Source organism: Nocardioides sp. NPDC054178 (assembly GCF_055585005.1).
The window spans coordinates 375137-393072 of sequence record NZ_JBVJKY010000001.1; the positions used below are offsets into that span (position 1 = coordinate 375137).

Annotated in this window: 14 protein-coding genes; 7 read left to right on the forward strand and 7 right to left on the reverse strand. The window is 70.5% G+C overall.

Translation table 11 applies throughout. From position 1 onward, the window contains the following. Positions 1-7 precede the first annotated feature (7 nt). The 3 genes from glmS (at position 8) to ACZ6WN_RS01865 (ending at position 4596) form a co-directional block, all read left to right on the forward strand. Positions 8-1831 carry a glutamine--fructose-6-phosphate transaminase (isomerizing) gene (gene glmS / locus ACZ6WN_RS01855; protein ID WP_465862329.1) on the forward strand — a complete coding sequence of 608 codons (1824 nt, stop codon included), beginning with the start codon at positions 8-10 and terminating at the stop codon, positions 1829-1831. A gap of 23 nt (positions 1832-1854) precedes the next feature. Then, complete coding sequence (locus ACZ6WN_RS01860) at positions 1855-2667, forward strand: MOSC domain-containing protein (protein WP_465862330.1); 813 nt, start codon at positions 1855-1857, stop codon at positions 2665-2667. A 72-nt stretch (positions 2668-2739) separates the two neighbouring features. Beyond that, complete coding sequence (locus tag ACZ6WN_RS01865; RefSeq protein ID WP_465862331.1) at positions 2740-4596, forward strand: DEAD/DEAH box helicase; 1857 nt, start codon at positions 2740-2742, stop codon at positions 4594-4596. Between the two features lie 196 nt (positions 4597-4792). Here ACZ6WN_RS01865 and ACZ6WN_RS01870 read toward each other — a convergent pair whose 3' ends face one another. Together ACZ6WN_RS01870 and ACZ6WN_RS01875 are read right to left on the reverse strand one after the other, a co-directional pair. After that, positions 4793-5431: a permease prefix domain 1-containing protein gene (locus ACZ6WN_RS01870; protein WP_465862332.1), complete on the reverse strand. Its 639-nt coding sequence runs from the start codon at positions 5429-5431 to the stop codon at positions 4793-4795. 93 nt (positions 5432-5524) lie between these two features. Beyond that, on the reverse strand, positions 5525-5845 hold the full coding sequence (locus ACZ6WN_RS01875; RefSeq protein WP_465862333.1) for a PadR family transcriptional regulator: 321 nt from the start codon (positions 5843-5845) through the stop codon (positions 5525-5527). An 88-nt stretch (positions 5846-5933) separates the two neighbouring features. Here ACZ6WN_RS01875 and ACZ6WN_RS01880 point away from each other — a divergent pair, with 88 nt between their 5' ends. The 3 genes from ACZ6WN_RS01880 (at position 5934) to ACZ6WN_RS01890 (ending at position 11166) form a co-directional block, all read left to right on the forward strand. Beyond that, positions 5934-8024, forward strand: coding sequence for an MMPL family transporter (locus tag ACZ6WN_RS01880; RefSeq protein ID WP_465862334.1), 2091 nt, complete (start codon positions 5934-5936; stop codon positions 8022-8024). A gap of 125 nt (positions 8025-8149) precedes the next feature. Beyond that, positions 8150-9172: an SGNH/GDSL hydrolase family protein gene (locus ACZ6WN_RS01885; RefSeq protein WP_465862335.1), complete on the forward strand. Its 1023-nt coding sequence runs from the start codon at positions 8150-8152 to the stop codon at positions 9170-9172. A 194-nt stretch (positions 9173-9366) separates the two neighbouring features. Next, complete coding sequence (locus tag ACZ6WN_RS01890) at positions 9367-11166, forward strand: penicillin-binding transpeptidase domain-containing protein (RefSeq protein ID WP_465862336.1); 1800 nt, start codon at positions 9367-9369, stop codon at positions 11164-11166. 271 nt (positions 11167-11437) lie between these two features. Here the strand turns inward: ACZ6WN_RS01890 and ACZ6WN_RS01895 are convergent, their stop codons facing one another. The 3 genes from ACZ6WN_RS01895 to ACZ6WN_RS01905 form a co-directional block, all read right to left on the reverse strand. Next, positions 11438-12940, reverse strand: a complete 1503-nt coding sequence (locus ACZ6WN_RS01895) for a flotillin family protein (RefSeq protein WP_357334098.1) — start codon at positions 12938-12940, stop codon at positions 11438-11440. A 15-nt stretch (positions 12941-12955) separates the two neighbouring features. Then, positions 12956-13471, reverse strand: coding sequence for a hypothetical protein (locus ACZ6WN_RS01900; protein ID WP_465862337.1), 516 nt, complete (start codon positions 13469-13471; stop codon positions 12956-12958). A gap of 79 nt (positions 13472-13550) precedes the next feature. Next, positions 13551-14234, reverse strand: a complete 684-nt coding sequence (locus ACZ6WN_RS01905) for a pirin family protein (RefSeq protein WP_465862339.1) — start codon at positions 14232-14234, stop codon at positions 13551-13553. 15 nt (positions 14235-14249) lie between these two features. Between ACZ6WN_RS01905 and ACZ6WN_RS01910 the strand changes: the two genes are divergently transcribed. Next, entirely contained in the window at positions 14250-15500 is a 1251-nt protein-coding gene (locus ACZ6WN_RS01910) for a glycoside hydrolase family 1 protein (protein WP_465862340.1), read from the forward strand. A gap of 3 nt (positions 15501-15503) precedes the next feature. Here ACZ6WN_RS01910 and ACZ6WN_RS01915 read toward each other — a convergent pair whose 3' ends face one another. Both ACZ6WN_RS01915 and ACZ6WN_RS01920 read right to left on the reverse strand, forming a co-directional pair. Continuing rightward, the gene (locus ACZ6WN_RS01915) at positions 15504-15923 is read right to left on the reverse strand and encodes an HIT family protein (RefSeq protein WP_465862341.1); all 420 of its coding nucleotides are present in this window, start codon (positions 15921-15923) and stop codon (positions 15504-15506) included. A gap of 10 nt (positions 15924-15933) precedes the next feature. Then, entirely contained in the window at positions 15934-17934 is a 2001-nt protein-coding gene (locus tag ACZ6WN_RS01920) for an NADPH-dependent 2,4-dienoyl-CoA reductase (protein ID WP_465862342.1), read from the reverse strand. Between the last annotated feature and the right edge of the window lie 2 nt (positions 17935-17936).

Here is a 17936-nt window from a genome sequence, read left to right on the forward strand (position 1 = left end):
GGGACACATGTGCGGAATCGTCGGCTACATCGGACCCCAGCAGGCCGCCGGCCTGCTCACCGAGGGACTGGCCCGGCTGGAGCACCGCGGCTATGACTCGGCGGGCGTCGCGGTGCTGGGCAGCAGGCTCCAGGTGGTGAAGAAGGCCGGACGCGTACGCGATCTGGTCGATGCGCTGCCGAAGCGGTTCGCCGGCAAGGTCGGCATCGGCCACACCCGGTGGGCGACCCACGGCCCGGCCAACGACACCAACGCCCACCCGCACGTCTCCGCCGACGGCCGCGTGGCCGTGGTCCACAACGGGATCGTCGACAACGCCGCCTCGTTGCGGGAGCGGCTCACGGAGGCGGGCGTCGAGCTGGTCAGCGACACCGACACCGAGGTCTTCGCCCACCTCATCGGGTCGTCGACCGCGGACACGCTGGAGGCCAAGGTCGTCGACGCGCTCTCCCAGGTCGAGGGCACCTGGGGCCTCGCCGTCGTGCACGCCGACTTCCCCGACCGCATGGTCGTCGCCCGCAACGGCTCGCCGCTGATCGTCGGCGTCGGCGACGGCGAGATGTACGTCGCCTCCGATCTGGCCGCGGTCGTGCGCCACACCACCACCGTCGCCCATCTCGACGACGGCGAGCTCGCGACCGTCACCGCCACCGGCTTCACGACGTTCCGCCAGGACCTGACGACGACCACCACGACGGCTCGCGAGGTCGACGTGGACCCGTCGGCGTATGAGTACGGCGAGCTCGCCGACGAGCCGCGGATGTTCACCGAGATCCTGGAGCAGCCGTCCTCGGTCGAGCGGGCGCTGCGCGGCCGGCTCGACGAGCGGTTCGGGACGGCCCATCTCGGCGGGCTCAACCTCGACCCGCGCGAGCTGCGGGCGATCCGCCGGGTGAAGATCCTCGGCTGCGGCTCCGCCTACTACGTCGGCCAGATGGGCGCCGGACTGATCGAGGAGCTCGCCCGGGTCCCCGCCGACGCCGAGGCGGCGTCGGAGTTCCGCTATCGCAACCCGATCATCGAGCCCGACACCCTCTACGTCGCCGTCTCCCAGTCCGGCGAGACCATCGACACGCTGCTCGCCGTCCAGGAGATCAAGCGCAAGGGCGGCCGGGTGCTCGGTGTGGTCAACGTCGTCGGCTCGGCGATCGCGCGCGCGGTCGACGGCGGCATCTACCTGCACGCCGGACCGGAGATCGCGGTCGCCTCGACCAAGGCGCTGACCAACATGTACGTCGCGTTCTCGCTGCTGGCGCTCCAGCTGGGCCGGGTGCGCGACCTCTCGATCGCCGACGGGAAGCGGCTCATCGCCGGCCTGCAGGCGCTGCCGACCCAGATCGAGGAGATCCTCAAGAGCGAGTCCCACCTCGAGGAGGTCGCGGCACGGCTGGCCGAGGCCGAGTCGATGTTCTTCGTCGGTCGCGTACGCGGCTACCCGGTCGCGCGCGAGGGCGCCCAGAAGCTGAAGGAGATCTCCTACCGGCACGCCGAGGCGTATCAGACCTCCGAGCTCAAGCACGGCCCGCTCGCGCTGATCTCGGAGTCCGTGCCGACCGTGGCGATCGTGCCCCAGGACGAGCTGACCGACCGCAACGTCGCGGCACTGCACGAGATCAGCGCCCGCCGAGGGCCGCTGGTCGTCGTCACCCACCCCGATGTCGACCTCGGGGAGCTCGACGCGCTGCGCGTGGACGTACCGAAGAACGAGGTCGAGCTCGACCCGATCCTGCTGACCATCCCGCTCCAGCTGATCGCCTTCCACGCCGCCAAGGCCCTCGGTCACGACGTGGACAAGCCGCGCAACCTCGCAAAATCGGTCACGGTCGAGTAGCGGTGTCCGCTTCAATGGGCCCCATGCGCCTGGCAGCGATCAACATCCATCCGGTGAAGTCGACGGCGATCAGACCCGTCCAGGAGGCGTACGTCGGCAGGGCCGGGATCGTGGGGGATCGCGAGTGGATGGTCGTCGACGGCAGCGGCAAGCTGGTCACGGCTCGTGAGGTGAGGGAGCTCTTCAAGGTCGTGGCCGACACCCCGTCGACCGGCGGGCCGGCGGGCGTGGACCTGCTGCTGAGCGCGCCCGAGATGGACCCGCTGGAGGTGGCGGTGCCTGCGCGGGAGACGCCGGCCGTCGGCGTACGTTTCTTCGGGAAGCCGCTCACGGCGCAGGCCGTCGGGGAGCCTGCCGACGCGTGGCTGAGGAAGGCGCTCGGTCGCGACGACCTGAGGCTCATGTGGTGTGCCGACCCGACGAAGCGGGCGATGAACCCGACGAAGTATCGGCCCGGTGAGTTCGCGGCCTTCCACGACTCCTCGCCGGTATCGCTGATCACGGACGCCTCGGCCGAGCAGATCGATGCGTGGGCCGACGGAGAGGTCCCTGCGGAGCGCTTCCGCGCCAACCTGCTGATCGAGGGTGCGCCCGAGGCGTTCGCCGAGGACGGCTGGCACGAGGTCGCGATCGGCGGCGCCCGATTCCGGGTCGCGGCCCCGATCGACCGGTGTGTGATGACGACCATCGACGCCGACACGCTGGAGTCGGGCAAGGACCCGCTCCGTGCGCTCGCCAAGCATCGCCGCTGGGACGGCAAGGTCTGGGCGGCGGTGCATCTCGCCGTCGCCCATCCCGGTGAGATCGTGGTCGGCGACGAGGTCATCGTCTCCTGAATGACCCTGAGTGACGGGGGCCACCGCGCCGAGGAATGCTGAGATCGTGCTATAAGGGCCTACCGTTGGAGGGTGAGCACCGACGCTGATTCTGCCGTATCCACCACTCCCGCGCCCGAGGAACCGAGCGCGCCCAGCGGTGGGTCCAGCGTGGAGGCCGATCAGGGTCCGACCTTCGACTCGCTCGGTCTGTCCGCCGGCGTCCTCGAGGCCGTCAAGGCGCTCGGTTACGAGACGCCGAGCGCGATCCAGGCCGCGACGATCCCCTCGCTGCTCGAGGGCCGCGACGTCGTCGGTCTCGCGCAGACCGGCACCGGGAAGACCGCCGCGTTCGCGCTGCCGGTGCTCTCGAACCTCGACGTCTACCAGAACGCGCCCCAGGCGCTGGTGCTCGCGCCGACGCGCGAGTTGGCCCTGCAGGTGTGCGAGGCGTTCGAGCGCTACGCGTCCAACCTCGACGGCGTACGCATCCTGCCGGTCTACGGCGGGCAGGGCTACGGTCCGCAGCTGACCGCGCTGCGTCGCGGCGTCCACGTCGTCGTCGGCACCCCGGGCCGGATCATGGACCACCTGGAGAAGGGCACGCTCGACCTCTCCCAGCTGCGTTTCCTGGTGCTCGACGAAGCCGACGAGATGCTTAACATGGGCTTCGCCGAGGACGTCGAGACCATCCTCGCCGACACCCCCGAGGACAAGCAGGTCGCGCTCTTCTCGGCGACGATGCCCGCGCAGATCCGCCGGCTGTCGAAGAAGTACCTTCGCGATGCGAAGGAGATCTCGGTCAAGGCGAAGACCCAGACCGCCGCCAACATCACCCAGCGCTACCTGATGGTGTCCTACCCCCAGAAGGTCGACGCGCTCACCCGCATCCTCGAGGTCGAGAACTTCGAGGGCATGATCGTCTTCACCCGCACCAAGTCCGAGACCGAGTCGCTGGCCGAGAAGCTGCGTGCGCGTGGCTTCGCCGCGACCGCGATCAACGGCGACATCGCCCAGGCCCAGCGCGAGAAGACCGTCAACCAGCTCAAGGACGGCTCCCTCGACATCCTGGTCGCGACCGACGTCGCGGCCCGCGGTCTCGATGTCGAGCGGATCTCGCACGTGGTCAACTACGACCTGCCGACCGATGTCGAGGCGTACGTCCACCGCATCGGCCGCACCGGCCGCGCGGGCCGCACCGGCGACGCGATCTCGTTCGTCACCCCGCGTGAGCGGTGGCTGCTGCGCGCGATCGAGAAGCACACCAAGGCATCGCCGACGCAGATGCAGCTGCCCTCGGTCGACGAGGTCAACGCCACCCGCCTCTCCCGCTTCGACGACGGCATCACGGCCGCCCTCCAGGAGGGCGAGAAGATCGAGTTCTTCCGCGACGTCGTGCGCCACTACGTCGACGAGCACGACGTCCCCGAGGTCGATGTCGCCGCCGCTCTGGCTGCGGTCCTCCACGGCGAGGAGCCGCTGCTGCTCGAGCCCGAGCCCGAGAAGCCGGCCTACGAGGACCGGCGCGGGCGTCGCGACCGCGATGACCGCGGCGGTGACCGTGGCCCCCGCCGCGAGACCGGCACGTCGCGTCACACCGGGCAGCCGCTGGCCACCTACAAGATCCAGGTGGGCAAGCGTCACCGCGTCGAGCCCCGCCAGATCGTCGGTGCCATCGCCAACGAGGGCGGCCTGCGCCGCGCCGACTTCGGCAACATCTCCATCCGCAACGACTTCTCGCTCGTCGAGCTCCCCGCGGACCTGGCTCCCGAGACCTGGAAGGCGCTCGAGTCGACCCGCATCTCCGGCAAGCTCATCGAGCTCTCCGAGGACTCCGGCGGCGGCCCCGTGCGCCGCTCGGGTGGCCGCTTCGACAAGGGCGGCCGTCAGGGCAGCTCCGACTTCGGCGACCGCCCCCGCAAGCCGCGGCAGAAGCGCAAGTTCGACTGACCCGAGACGTCGCCTGCGTTGGCCGAGGCGTCGCTTGCGTTGGCCGAGGCGTCACGTCGTGACGTGTCGCCCGACCTGAGTGACGTCTCGGGCGACCGGGGTGACGTCTCGTCCGACCGGGGTGACGTCTCGTCCGACCGGGGTGACGTCTCGCCCGACCGGGGTGACGTCTCGGGCGAGCGGGGTGACGTCTCGGCTAGCAGGCGGCGAGCGTGCGCTGGGCGGAGACGGCGACCAGCGCGAACGGCGCGGCCATGAAGGCGAGCGCGCTGAGAGCCAGGAGCACGGTGAGGCCGCCGGTCAGGGCAAGCATGGTGAAGCCGATGATCGGCACGATCATGGCGGTGGCCAGGGACCAGGCGGCGGTCAGCTGGGCCGTACGGCGCCCGATCCGGAGCCAGCGCTGACCGCTCGCAGTCGCCACCAGGGCGATGAGCGCGCCGAGGGCGCCTGCTGTGCCGACGTACCCGATGATGATGTCGAGCAGGTGGAAGAGGCCGCTGTCCGGGGCGGCCGAGTGGGCGCTCGCGCCGAGCTCGATCCCGCCGTCCCACAGGAAGGCCTGGGGGATCATGACGAGGACGAGCATGAGGGCGGTACGTCGCGCGGCACCGATCGCGACGGTGTCGCGGAAGCCGGGCGCGATGTCGTCGACGGAGCCGAAGTCGCGCAGCGCGAGCGCCTCGGCCTCGGTGGTCGTGTAGCCCGCGGCGGTGTAGGCGTCGGTCGCGTCCTCGAGATGGTCGCCGGCCTCGCGCAGGAGGTCGCGCCGGGTCCAGCTCGGGCCGGGGATCGCGGCCCGCAGGTCCGCAAGATAGACGTCGACGGCGCTCATGCGCTCATCTTCCGTCCTCGGCTGTGCCGGCCACATCAGGGAACCCCCTGAATGACTCGCCAGAGGTGACGTCTCGGCCGGCGGGGCGGCGGGTCAGGCTTCGCCGAGTACGCCGGAGACGACCTTGGCGAACGTGCGCCACTCCTGGCGGTGGGCGGCGAGGGCGGTGCGGCCGGCGGAGGAGAGCACGTAGGTGCGGCGCTTGCGGCCGCCGACCTCGGACCAGGAGCTGTCGAGGTAGCCCGCCTTCTCGAGACGGCGCAGCGCGGGGTAGATGGTGCCGGTGGGGAGGTCGAGCTCGCCACCGCTGCGGACGCTGAGGGCCTCGATGATCGCGTAGCCGTGGAGGGGCTGCTTCTCGACGACGGCCAGGATCAGCGAGTCGAGGTGGCCACGGAGGGCGTCGGCTTTCATGTAGACAGCCTACACAGTCCGCCGTACATTGTCTCCATACATGTTGTCTGGCTACCTATAGCCAGACGAGACAACGACAGGAGACATGATGACCACGCAGACGATCACGAGACCCAGCCCGCTGCGGCGGCTGGCGTCCTTCTCCCAGCGCCATCACTGGACCGCGCTGCTGTTGTGGGTGACCGTCCTGGTGGGCGTGACGGTGGCGGCGCAGAGCATCGGCGACGACTACCGCAACTCCTTCGACATCCCCGGCACCCAGTCGCAGGAGATGGCCGACCTGCAGGCGAAGCACGGCGGGTCGACCGGCGACGAGGTGCGTGCGGTCATCCATGACGAGCGCGGGTGGAACACCGACCAGCAGGCCGTGGACCAGCTGCTCGCTGACCTCGCCGAGGTTCCTCATGTCGAGACCGTCGAGGCGGCCGATCCGCAGCGCGGGTCGGTGAGCGAGGACGGTACGACCGCGCTGGTCACCGTCGTGATGGACGCCGAGGCGGGCGAGCTCCCGATCAGCGCCTACGAGCCTTTCCTCGACCTGGCGAACGAGACCTCGACCGGCGACCTCCAGGTAGAGATGGCCGGCGACTCGATGCGCGAGGTGAACGAGGGGGAGGGTGGCGGCTCCGAGGGGATCGGCATGCTCGCCGCCCTGGTGATCATGCTCTTCATGTTCGGCTCGTTCCTGGCCGCGAGCCTGCCGCTGATCACCGCGATCTTCGCGGTCGGCACGACCTTCGGCGTGGTCACGCTGCTCTCGCACCTGACCACGATCCCGGACTACACCGCGCCGATGCTGATGATCGTCGGGCTCGGTGTGGGCATCGACTACGCGCTGCTGGTCTTCTCGCGCTACCGCAGCGAGCTGCTCGGCGGCGCCACCCGCGAGGACGCCACGGCGACCGCCATCGACACCGCCGGCCGCTCGGTCCTCTTCGCCGGCGTCAGCGTGATCCTGGCGCTCTGCGGCCTGTACGTGCTGCAGCTGACCTCGATCCAGGGCGTCGTGCTCGGCGTCGCCCTCACCGTCCTGATGACCATGATCGCCGCCGTCACCCTGCTGCCGTCGCTGCTGACCCTGTTCGGCAAGCGCCTGGAGAAGTCCGTACGCAGGCACGCGGCCCGGTCGCGGCGTGAGCCCGGCCAGCGCTGGCGCGCCTGGGCCTCCGGCGTCCAGCGGCACCCGTGGGCCGCGCTGGTCGTCTCCCTGGTCGCGCTCGGCGCGCTGGCCGCCCCGGTCCTGGGCCTCCAGCTCGGTTTCGCCGATGCCGGCAACGACGACGCCTCCTCGACCACGCGCAAGGCGTACGACCTGGTCGACGAGAAGTTCGGCCCCGGTGCCAACGGCCCGCTCGTCGTCATGGTCGAGGGCTCCCAGGAGCAGGCGGTCGCGGCGTACGAGAAGGTCCAGGCGTACGCCGGCGTGGCCGCCGTGACGCCGCCGCAGCCGTCGGCCGATGGTGCGGTGTCCACCTCCATCGCCTTCCCGGAGACCGGCCCGCAGGACGCCGAGACCACCGAACTGGTCAAGGATCTCCGGGACGACCTCGGCGACGACGTCCTCGTCGGCGGGTCGACGGCGGCGCTGATCGACTACTCCGACGCGGTCGCGAAGAAGCTGCCGCTCTTCATCGGGCTCGTCGTCGGGCTCTCCGCGCTGCTGCTGATGTGCGTCTTCCGGTCCGTCGCGGGGGCGATCAAGGCGGCGATCCTCAACCTCCTCTCGATCGGCGCCTCGATGGGCGCGATGACGTACGTCTTCCAGGAGGGGCTGCTCGGGGTCGAGCCGGGTCCGATCGAGGCGTTCCTGCCGGTGATGACCTTCGCGATCGTCTTCGGGCTCTCGATGGACTACGAGGTCTTCCTGATCTCGCGGATGCGTGAGGAGTGGCTGCGCAGCGGCGACGCCCAGGAGGCGGTCCGGGAGGGGCTGGCGCACACCGGCGGCGTCATCACCGCCGCGGCCGCGATCATGGTCGTGGTCTTCGGTGCCTTCTGGTTCAGCCCGGACCGGATGCTCCAGGAGATGGGGTTCGTGATGGCGGTGGCGGTGCTGATCGACGCGGTCGTGGTGCGGTGCCTCGTCGTCCCGGCGGTGATGCGGCTGCTCGGCGCCCGCGCCTGGTGGCTGCCGCGCTGGCTCGACCGGATCCTGCCGCGCCTGCAGAACGCCGGATGAACCCGGCTGAGCGGGTTCCGGACAGTTACTTGGACGTGAAACAAATTTCCTGCGGGCGGGAGCAGGAGCGCGTACAACCGTAGAGAAGGGCCGCCCCCAGCGGTCCCCGGCTTTCGGGAGTTGCCATGAACGGTTCGATCTTCCGCCTGTCCAAAGTCCGCCTCGCGGTCTCCCTCACATCCATCGCCCTTCTCGGTGCCGGCCTCGCCGTCGCCCCCGGCTCCCCAGCCTCCGCGGCTGGGGAGCCTTACGTCGCGCTCGGTGACTCCTACTCCTCAGGAGTCGGCACCCGCACCTACATCAACGACGGCAGCAACTGCATGCGCTCGACCCTGGCGTACCCCAGCTTGGTCGCCGCCGCGAAGAGCTACAGCCTCAACTTCCGCGCCTGCTCGGGGGCGGTCGTCGCCGACGTCACCAACAGCCAGCTCAGCGCGCTGTCGAGCTCGACCCGCTACGTGACCATCTCGGTCGGTGGCAACGACGCCGGCTTCGCCGACGTGATCACCGAGTGCGCTCTCCCCGCCTGGGCGAGCGACTGCGCCGGAGCGGTCGCGGGTGCGCAGAACTACATCCGCAACACGCTCCCGGCCAGCCTCGGGACGCTCTACTCGAGGATCCGATCGGCCGCTCCCAGCGCGAAGGTGGTGGTCGTGGGCTACCCGAAGCTGTTCATGGGTGAGGACTGCAACGCGCTCACCTGGTTCAGCCCGTCGGACGAAGCGATCCTCAACGACACCGCGGTGCTCCTCAACAACACCACGGCCTCGCGGGCGAGCGCTGCCGGGTTCAGCTACGTCAACCCGATCAGCCGGTTCACCGGGCACGCGGTCTGTGACAACCCCGAGTGGGTCAACGGGCTCTCCAACCCGATCGCGGAGTCCTATCACGCCAACACCGCCGGCCACCGTGACGGCTACACCCCGCTGGTGAGCTCGCCGCTCACCGGCGCCGCCATCACCGCGACCCCGGCCGTCCTCGCCGCCGCCGAGGCGACCGGTCCCGCGCAGGCCGCCAGGCAGCGGAAGTACGCCGCCCTCGACCGCCACATCGAGCCGAAGGTGTTCCAGCCGCCGACCCGCGAGCGCCTGGAGAAGCTCGCCGACCAGCGCGGCGTCGACCTGGACGCCTGGCTGGCGACGCACTGATCCAGGTGGTGTGGAGCCGGGCGTGTCCACAGCCGCGCTCGGCTTCACAACCTCCGCGTTGGACAGGTGTAACCCAATCTTGGGGGCGAGGCTGATAGAACCGTTCCATGCGAGTCTCCCGGGGCATAGCGGCCCTTGCTGTTGCCTTACCGCTGCTTGCTGCCTGTGGTGGGGCCAAGGAGCCGGGTCCGAGCATGTCGACCCTGACCACGGCGCTGGAGACCGGCTCCTTCACGAAGGTCGACTTCGTGGCGAAGACCGATCCCGAGGTCGTCGCCACCGACTACAGCGACCTGACGGGCAACCTGTTCGGGAAGCTCGGCGCGCCCGACGTGTCCGCGACCAAGCCGGTCTTCTCCGGCCACGGCACCGACAGCGCGACGTCGACCCTCACCTGGGCGTGGGGACTGCCGGGCGGCCGGTGGACCTACGAGTCGGAGGTCGAGCTCCGCAAGACCGATGAGAAGTGGGAGTTCGTCTGGGAGCCGACGGTCGTCGCCCCGACGCTCGCCGAGGGACGCAGCCTCCACGTCGAGACCGTCCAGCAGCAGCGCGGCGAGATCCTGAGTACGTCGGGAGCGACCCTGGTCGCGGACCGGCCGGTCGTCACCGTCGGCATCGACAAGACCCTGATCGACCCCGTGGCCGCGCCCGCGGCCGCCCGCGACGTCGCCGCGATCGTCGGCATCAACCCGAAGCGCTACGCCAAGCGCGTCAAGGCCGCCGGTGACAAGGCGTTCGTGGAGGCGCTCTCGATCCGCAAGCCGATGATGACGAAGGCCAAGGCCGCGAAGATCGCCAAGATCAAGGGCGCCGCGATGCTCAACCGGACCCTCCCGCTCGGCCCGACCAAGGGGTTCGCCTCTCCGGTCGTCGGCATCGTCGGTGAGGTGACGGCGGAGATGATGAAGAAGAAGCCCGGGACCTACCTTCCGGGTGACCTCGCCGGGCTCTCCGGCCTGCAGGCGCGCTACGACGACCAGCTGCGGGGGAAGCCCGGGCTCCAGGTGGCGGTGCTCGGCGACGAGGGCGAGGTGCTCAAGAGGCTCTACAGCACCGACCCGATCGACGGGAAGTCGCTGACCGTCACCCTCGACGCGCGGCTGCAGAAGAACGCCGAGAAGATCCTGAAGCGCGTCAAGCCCGAGAGCGCCCTGGTCGCGATCCGGCCCAGTGACGGTGCCGTGCTCGTCGCCGCCAACGGCGAGGACAACAAGATGAACCTGGCCACCTACGGCCAGGCGGCGCCGGGCTCGACCTTCAAGACCGCGACGACGCTGGCCCTGCTGCGCAAGGGGCTCAACGCCAAGAGCCAGGTCACCTGCCCGGCCAAGGCCACCGTCGACGGCAAGACCTTCAAGAACGACTCGTGGTACCCGAAGTCGGCCCTCGGCGAGATCACGCTCGCCCACGCCGTCGCGGAGTCCTGCAACACCGCCATGGTCGGTGCGGCCGGCGAGGTCGGCCACGCCGAGATCGCCTCCGCCGCCGCCTCGCTGGGCTTCGGGATCGACCGCGACGCCGGCTTCACCTCCTACTTCGGGGAGATCCCCGAGCCTGCCGGAGAGACCGAGCTCGCCGCCGACCTGATCGGGCAGGGCAAGGTGCTCGCCTCGCCGCTCGTGATGGCCACCGTCATCGGCTCCATCCAGGCCGGCCACACCGTGGTCCCGACCCTCGTCGAGGGCCAGGTCGCCAAGCCGTCGGGCGTCGAGCCGCTCGCGGCCGACGAGGCCGAGCAGCTGCGTAGGATCTTCCGGGGTGTGGTCACCGACGGCACCGGTTCCGGTCTGGCCGACGTGCCGGGCAAGCCGGTGATCGCCAAGACCGGCACGGCCGAGTTCGACCGCAACGGCAAGCGCCTCACGCACACCTGGATGATCGCGGCGCAGGGGGACCTGGCCGTCGCCGTCTACGTCGACGAGGGCGAGAACGGTGCCGCCACCTCGGGCCCGCTCGTCGAGGCCTTCCTCCGGATGGTCGCCGAGCGCTAGCGACCGCGACTCTCGGTCGCAAATGAGAGGTGGCCCGGCCGTGAGGCCGGGCCACCATCAATTTCCCTCGGTGCTTCTCTACCGACGGGGGGAACAGTAGAGAAGCTCAAGGGGCGAGCCTGGCGGCCTTGCGGCCGCGAGGCCCGGTCGAGGCTTGGAGTGCTCCCTCCCTACGTCGACGTGGATACATAACCAGACTTGTTCCTGGCTGTCACGTTTATGTCCGTTTTCCCCGGGATTGGTGACCGGGTGTTGGCAAGGTGTGGATCGGTCACTGTCCGGCCGGGATCTCGGCGGTGCCGTTCACCGAGGTCGAGTCGGAGGCCTTGCGGAGCATCGCGCCGAGGTCGACGCCGGTCGCGGTCTTGAGCATGTTGAGGGTCTGGACGACGTTGTCGTTGACCTGCTTCGGGAGCGCACCGGCACCCTCGGTGGAGAGCACGGTGAGGTTGTCGATGGCGCTGATCGGCGCGGCGACCTCCCGGGCGACCTGGGGGAGGACCTCGATGAGCATCTGCAGGACGGCGGCGTCGTTGTAGGACGCGAACGCCGCGGCGCGCTTGTCCATCGCCTCGGCCTCGGCGTGACCGACGGCCAGGGTGGCCGCAGCGCTCGCCTCACCCTCGGCCCGGGTGGCCTCGGCGCCGGCCAGACGCAGCGCCTTCTGGGCGTCACCGCGCTTGGCGCCCTCGATGGCCTCGGCCTCGGCCAGCGCGGCACGGCGGGCCTTCTCGGCCTCACCGGAGAGCCGGGCCTGCTCGGCGTCGGCCTCGGCGGCGGCGATGGTCGCGGCCTTACGAGCCTCGGCGGCGGCGATCTCCGAGTTGCGGCGACCCTCCGCCTCCTGCTCGACGCGGTAGCGCTCGGCGTCGGCGGGCTTGCGCACCTGTGTCTCGAGCTGTCGCTCGGTCAGTGCCGCCTGGCGTACGGCGACCTTCTCCTGCTCGGTGAGGATGGCCTGGTCGCGGTCGGCCTGGGCCAGCGGGCCGGAGGCGGCGGCGTTGGCCGAGGCCGCGTCGGTCTCGGCCTTGATCTCGGCCTGCTTGAGCGCGAGCGCACGCTGGGCCACTGCGATCTCCTCCTCGGCCTTGATGCGGGCCTGCTCGGCGGCACGGCGGGCCTCGGCCTCGGCGATCGAGGCGGCCTGGGTGATCCGGGCGGCCTCCGGGCGGCCCAGGTTGGCGAGGTAGGAGCCGTCGTCGGTGACGTCCTGGATCTGGAAGGTGTCCAGGATCAGGCCCTGGCCGGTGAGCGAGGACTCGGACTCGTCGGCGACCCGCTGGGCGAAGGCGGCCCGGTCCCGGATGATCTGCTCGACGGTCAGGCCACCGACGATCGAGCGCAGCGCGCCGGCGAGCACCTCCTGGGTGAACGGCTCGATCTCCTGCTGCTGGGAGAGGAAGCGCTGCGCGGCCAGCCGGATCTGGTCGGCGTTGCCGCCCACCTTCACGATCGCGACACCCTCGAGGTTGAGCTTGATGCCCTGCCCGGAGACCGCGCCCCGGATCTGGACCGAGATACGGCGCGAGGAGAGGTCCATGGTCGCCAGCTTCTGGACGAACGGCACCACGAAGACACCGCCGCCGAGCACCACCTTCTGGCCCGAGAGGTCGGTGGTGAGCTGGCCGGTCTCGGGGTTGAGCACCGCCTTGCCCTTGCGGCCGGTGACGATGAAGGCCTGGTTGGGACCGGCGACCTTGTAGCGGCTGGTGACCAGCAGCAGAAGCAGGATGAGAAGTACGACAAGGCCGGCGATCGGCACCAGCAGTTCCATGGGGACCCCTTCAGGTCAGGAGGTGATCTCGCGCCAGGTCGGCGCGACGGTGACTGCCGTCGGTGAGAGGACGCCGGTCACGTGCACGGCGGTGCCGGGGGTGATGGCCTCGCCGGTGTCGGGCGCCTTGGCGTTGTAGGTCACCGTGTGGCCCCCGAGGGCGACCCGCACCACGCCGAACCCGTCGGCCGGGATCGTGGTGATCACCGCGGCGTCCAGACCGACCGCGGCCTCGCCCGAGGGTGCCGCGTCGGTGTGCTCCTCCTTCAGCAGGCGGGTCAGCCACAGCGCGAACCAGGCGAAGAGCGCACCGCCCACGGCGCCGATCCCGATGGCCGGGATCGTGCCGAGCGGGCCGACCGCGAGCGCGCCGCCGAACCCGAAGGCGGACACGAAGCCGCCGATCGCGGCGGTCGAGAACCAGTCGGCATCGAGCGCGCCGCCGAGGAAGCCGTCCAGGAGGTCGCCGATCACCAGCGACACCAGCAGGAGGCCCAGCCCGACGGCTCCGATGATCAGGAACGTCGTCACACCAAACCTTTCGGCAGAGTCTCCACACTGAGCAGCAGTCTGGTGCGGACTTTATCCGTCGAGCCGGGGCTTGTCCGCCCTATTCGAAGGTCCAGAGAAGAAGCTCCGTCGGTACGCCCGCAGCCACCGTGAATTCCGGCGGGAGATCCTCGCCGGCGGTGATCTCGAAGGCGTCACCGGCGGTGAGCGGCTCGGCCATCCCGCTGCGTAGGAGGGCGCCGGAGGCGACATGGAGATGGCGTAACCGGCCCTGCGGGAGGGTGATCTCGGCGGGCCCGTCGGTGCCGACATGGCCGACCCGGAGCGACCCTTGGTCCAGGCGGACCGCCTCGACCCACTCGCCCTCGACCGGGGTGACGTCGTGGACGGCGTACGCCGGCGCGCCGGTGCTGCCGGCGATCCAGACCTGGATGAACCGGGTGCCGGCGGCCGAGGCGAACTCGGAGTGGTCGACCCCGTCGCCGGTGGTGAAGACGCCGACCTGGCCGGGCGAGACGGTGCCGGTGGCGCCGGTCGAGTCGGTGTGGGTGACCTCGCCGGACAGCGGCCAGGTCACGATCGTGACCCCGGCATGGTGGTGGTTCTCGAACCCCTCACCGTTGCGCAGCAGGTGCTCGTCGTAGGCCACGATCGGGCCGAAGCCGACCCTGCTGGGGTCGTAGTGGGGTCCGAAGGAGTAGGTGTGCCAGGTGATTTTTCCTGGCCGTAGGCCGGGTGGACGTTCCGTGAATCGGGCGGTTCCTCGGCGGATCTGGGCAGTCACAGTCATGATTGTGCCGTGGCGTTTCCCAAGTTCCCGACTGGCTTCGTGTTCGGCACTGCAGACGCCACCCGGCCGGGGGGCGAGCAGGATGTTGCGCTGCTCCAACGTCTCGGTGCGCCGGGATACCGGTTCGCGGTCTCCTGGCGTGAGCTCCAGCCGGGTGGGCGCGGTGCCTTCGATCCCGATGCCCGCGCTCGTTACGACCGCCTGGTCGACGAGCTGCTCGAGGCCGGTCTGCGCCCGTCGGCCACGCTCTACGCCGGCGAGCTGCCGGAGCCGCTGGCTGCCGACGGCGGCTGGCTCAACCGCGCCACCGTCGATGCCTTCGGCGAGTACGCCCAGACGGTCGCCGACCTGATCGGCGACCGGGTCCCGGAGTGGGTGCCGGTCCAGGACCCGAACGTGGCCGGCTACCTCGGCTACGGCCTCGGCACGATCGCGCCCGGCCGGCGCGCGGGCTGGGGAGTCGTCGCCGCGATGCACCACCTGCTCCTCGCCCACGGCCGCGGTGTGCAGGTGCTGCGCGCCGCCGGGGTCGAGTCGGTCGGGTGTGCCAACCACCACGAGCCGATCTGGCCGCTCTCGGAGGATCCCGCCGACGTCGGCGCGGCCAAGCTCATCGACCTGGCCTGGAACGCGGTTCCGCTCGAGGCGATGCTGATGGGCCGCTACCCCCGCGACATCGCCGGACTCGCCGACGAGGTCGCGATGCCGGGCGACATGACCGTGATCCGCTCACCCCTCGACTTCTACGGGGTCAACTTCTTCGCCCCGCAGCGCATCGGCGCCTCCGCCGAGGGCGACGACATCCCGTTCCGGATGGTGCCGCTGGTCGGCTATCCCGCCACCGACACCGGCTGGGGCGTGGTGCCCACCGCTCTGCGGGAGTGGCTGATCATCACCCGCTCCCGCTATCGCGCCGCGATGCCGCCGATCGTGGTGACCGAGTGCGGGGCTGCGTACGACGCTCCGGTGGTGGACGGCGAGATCGACGACCAGGCCCGCATCGACTACCTCGAGGCGCACCTGGAGGCGGTCTCGGCCGCGATCGAGCGCGGGGTCGACGTCCGCGGCTTCTACGCCTACACCCTGCTCGACCGGGACGGCTGGGAGGCGCCGTTCACCGGCAAGGACTGGGAGGACGGCGTCGGCGGGAAGTACGGCCTGGTGCACGTCGACGCCGCCGGCGTGCGGACGCCGAAGCGGTCCTTCGGGTGGTACGCCGACATGGTCGCCGCCCACGCCGAAGGCGCTCCGACGGGCTGAGCCCTAGAAGGCGAGCTTCTCGCCGATCGCCTTGATCGCGTCCAGGTCGCCCGGCTTCGGCACCCACGGGAGGGTGAGCGAGTCCTTCGTCTTGTCCGTGTAGCGCGGGATCACGTGGAAGTGCAGGTGGAACACCGTCTGCCAGGCGGCCGGCCCGCAGTTGTTGAGCACGTTGACCCCGTCCGCCTGCAGCACGTCGACCGCCCGCTTCGCGACCGCCTGGGCGGTCTTGGCGGCCGCGGCGTAGACCGCCGGGTCGGCCTCCAGGACGTCCTTGGTGTGCGTCTTCGGCACCACCACCGTGTGACCGACGGCTGCCGGGGCGATGTCGGTGAAGGCGTACGTCTCTTCGTCCTCGTAGACCTTCGTCGAGGGGATGTTGCCCGCGACGATGTTGCAGAACAGGCAGTCGGGATCGCTCATGCGGGACAGGCTACAAGCCGGCGGCGACCTCGGTGCCCTGCCGGATCGCGCGCTTGGCGTCGAGCTCGGCGGCGACGTCGGCGCCACCGATCAGATGCCAGTGCTCCCGCTCGGTCCACAGGTCGCGCACCGACTCCTGACCGGCGCAGAGGATGACGTGGTCGACCTCGAGCGTGCGGGGCTCGCCGTCGACGGCGTAGTGGAGGGTGAGGGAGTCGTCGCCAGCCTCGATCTTGTCGTACGTCGCACCCCGGACCTGCGTGACGCCGTCCTGCTTCAGGTGGGCGCGGTGGGCCCAGCCGGAGGTCTTGCCGAGGCCGATCCCGATGGGGGTGGCCTTGCGCTGCAGCAGCGTCACCTGGCGGGCAGGGGCCTCGAGCACGGGCGTGGCGAGACCGCCGCGGAAGATCGCCGGGTCACCGACGCCCCAGCGGGCCTTCCACTCCTCGAGGGTCTCGGGCTGGTGGGTCAGCCAGGCGGACACGTCGACGCCGATGCCGCCGGCGCCGATCACCGCGACCCGGCGGCCGGGGACGACGCGGCCGGCGAGCACGTCGGCGTACGTCACGACCCGGTCGTCCTCGGAGCCGGCGATCTGCGGGAGCCGCGGCGTGACCCCGGTCGAGACGATGACGTGGTCGAAGGACTCCAGGTCGGCGGCGGTGGCCTCGGTGTCGAGGCGTACCTCGACGCCCAGCACCTCGAGGCGGCGGGTGAAGTAGCGCAGCGTGTCCTTGAAGTCCTCCTTGCCGGGCACCGCCATCGCGAGGCGGAACTGGCCGCCGACCTGCGAGGACTTCTCGAAGAGGGTCACCGCGAAGCCGCGCTCGGCGGCCGAGGTCGCGGCGGCGAGGCCGGCAGGTCCGGCGCCGACGACGGCCACGGTCTGCTTGAGCTTGGTCGGGGTGAGCACCAGCGTCGTCTCGCGCGCCGCGCGCGGGTTGACCAGGCAGGAGGCGGCCTTGTTGGCGAAGGCGTGGTCCAGGCAGGCCTGGTTGCAGGCGATGCAGGTGTTGATCTCGTCGGTGCGGCCCTCGGCGGTCTTCTTGGCGAACTCGGGGTCGGCCAGCAGCGGGCGGGCCATCGAGACCAGGTCGGCCTTGCCCTCCGCGATCGCCGACTCGGCGAGCTCGGGGGTGTTGATCCGGTTGGAGGCGCAGACCGGGATGTCCACCTCGGCCTTGAGGCGGGCGGTCATGTCGAGCCAGGCGCCGCGCGGGACCTGGGTGATGATCGTGGGCACCCGGGCTTCGTGCCAGCCGATGCCGGTGTTGAACACCGAGACGCCGGCGTCCTGGAGCGCATAGGCGAGCTCGACCGTCTCCTCCCAGGTCTGGCCGTCCTCGACCAGGTCGAGGATCGAGAGCCGGAAGATGATCGGGAAGTCGTCACCGACCAGCTCGCGGCTCCGGCGGACGATCTCGACCGGGAACCGCATCCGGTTGGTCGCGGTGCCGCCCCAGCGGTCCTCGCGCTGGTTGGTCCGCTCGGCGAGGAACTGGTTGATCAGGTAGCCCTCCGACCCCATGATCTCGACCGCGTCGTAGCCGGCCCGCTTCGCCAGCGAGATGCTCTTGGCGAAGTCGTTCACGGTCGCCTCGACAGCCTTGTCGGAGAGGGCCGCGGGCTTGAACGGGTTGATCGGTGCCTGGACGGCCGAGGCGCTGACCGAGAACGGCGTGTAGGCGTAGCGGCCGGCGTGCAGCACCTGCATCGCGATCGCGCCGCCCTCCTCGTGCACCGCGCCGGTGACCCGGCGGTGCTGGGCGGCGTGCAGCCGGGAGCTCATCTCGCTCGCGAACGGCTTGAGCCAGCCGCGCTTGTTGGGGGCGTAGCCGCCGGTGATGATCAGCCCGGTGCCACCGCGTGCCCGCTCGGCGAAGTAGGCCGCCAGCTTCGGGATGTCCCACGCGTGGTCCTCGAGGCCGGTGTGCATCGACCCCATCACCACGCGGTTGCGCAGGGTGAGCGACCCGATGGTGATCGGTGAGAGCAGGGATTCGTACGCCATGG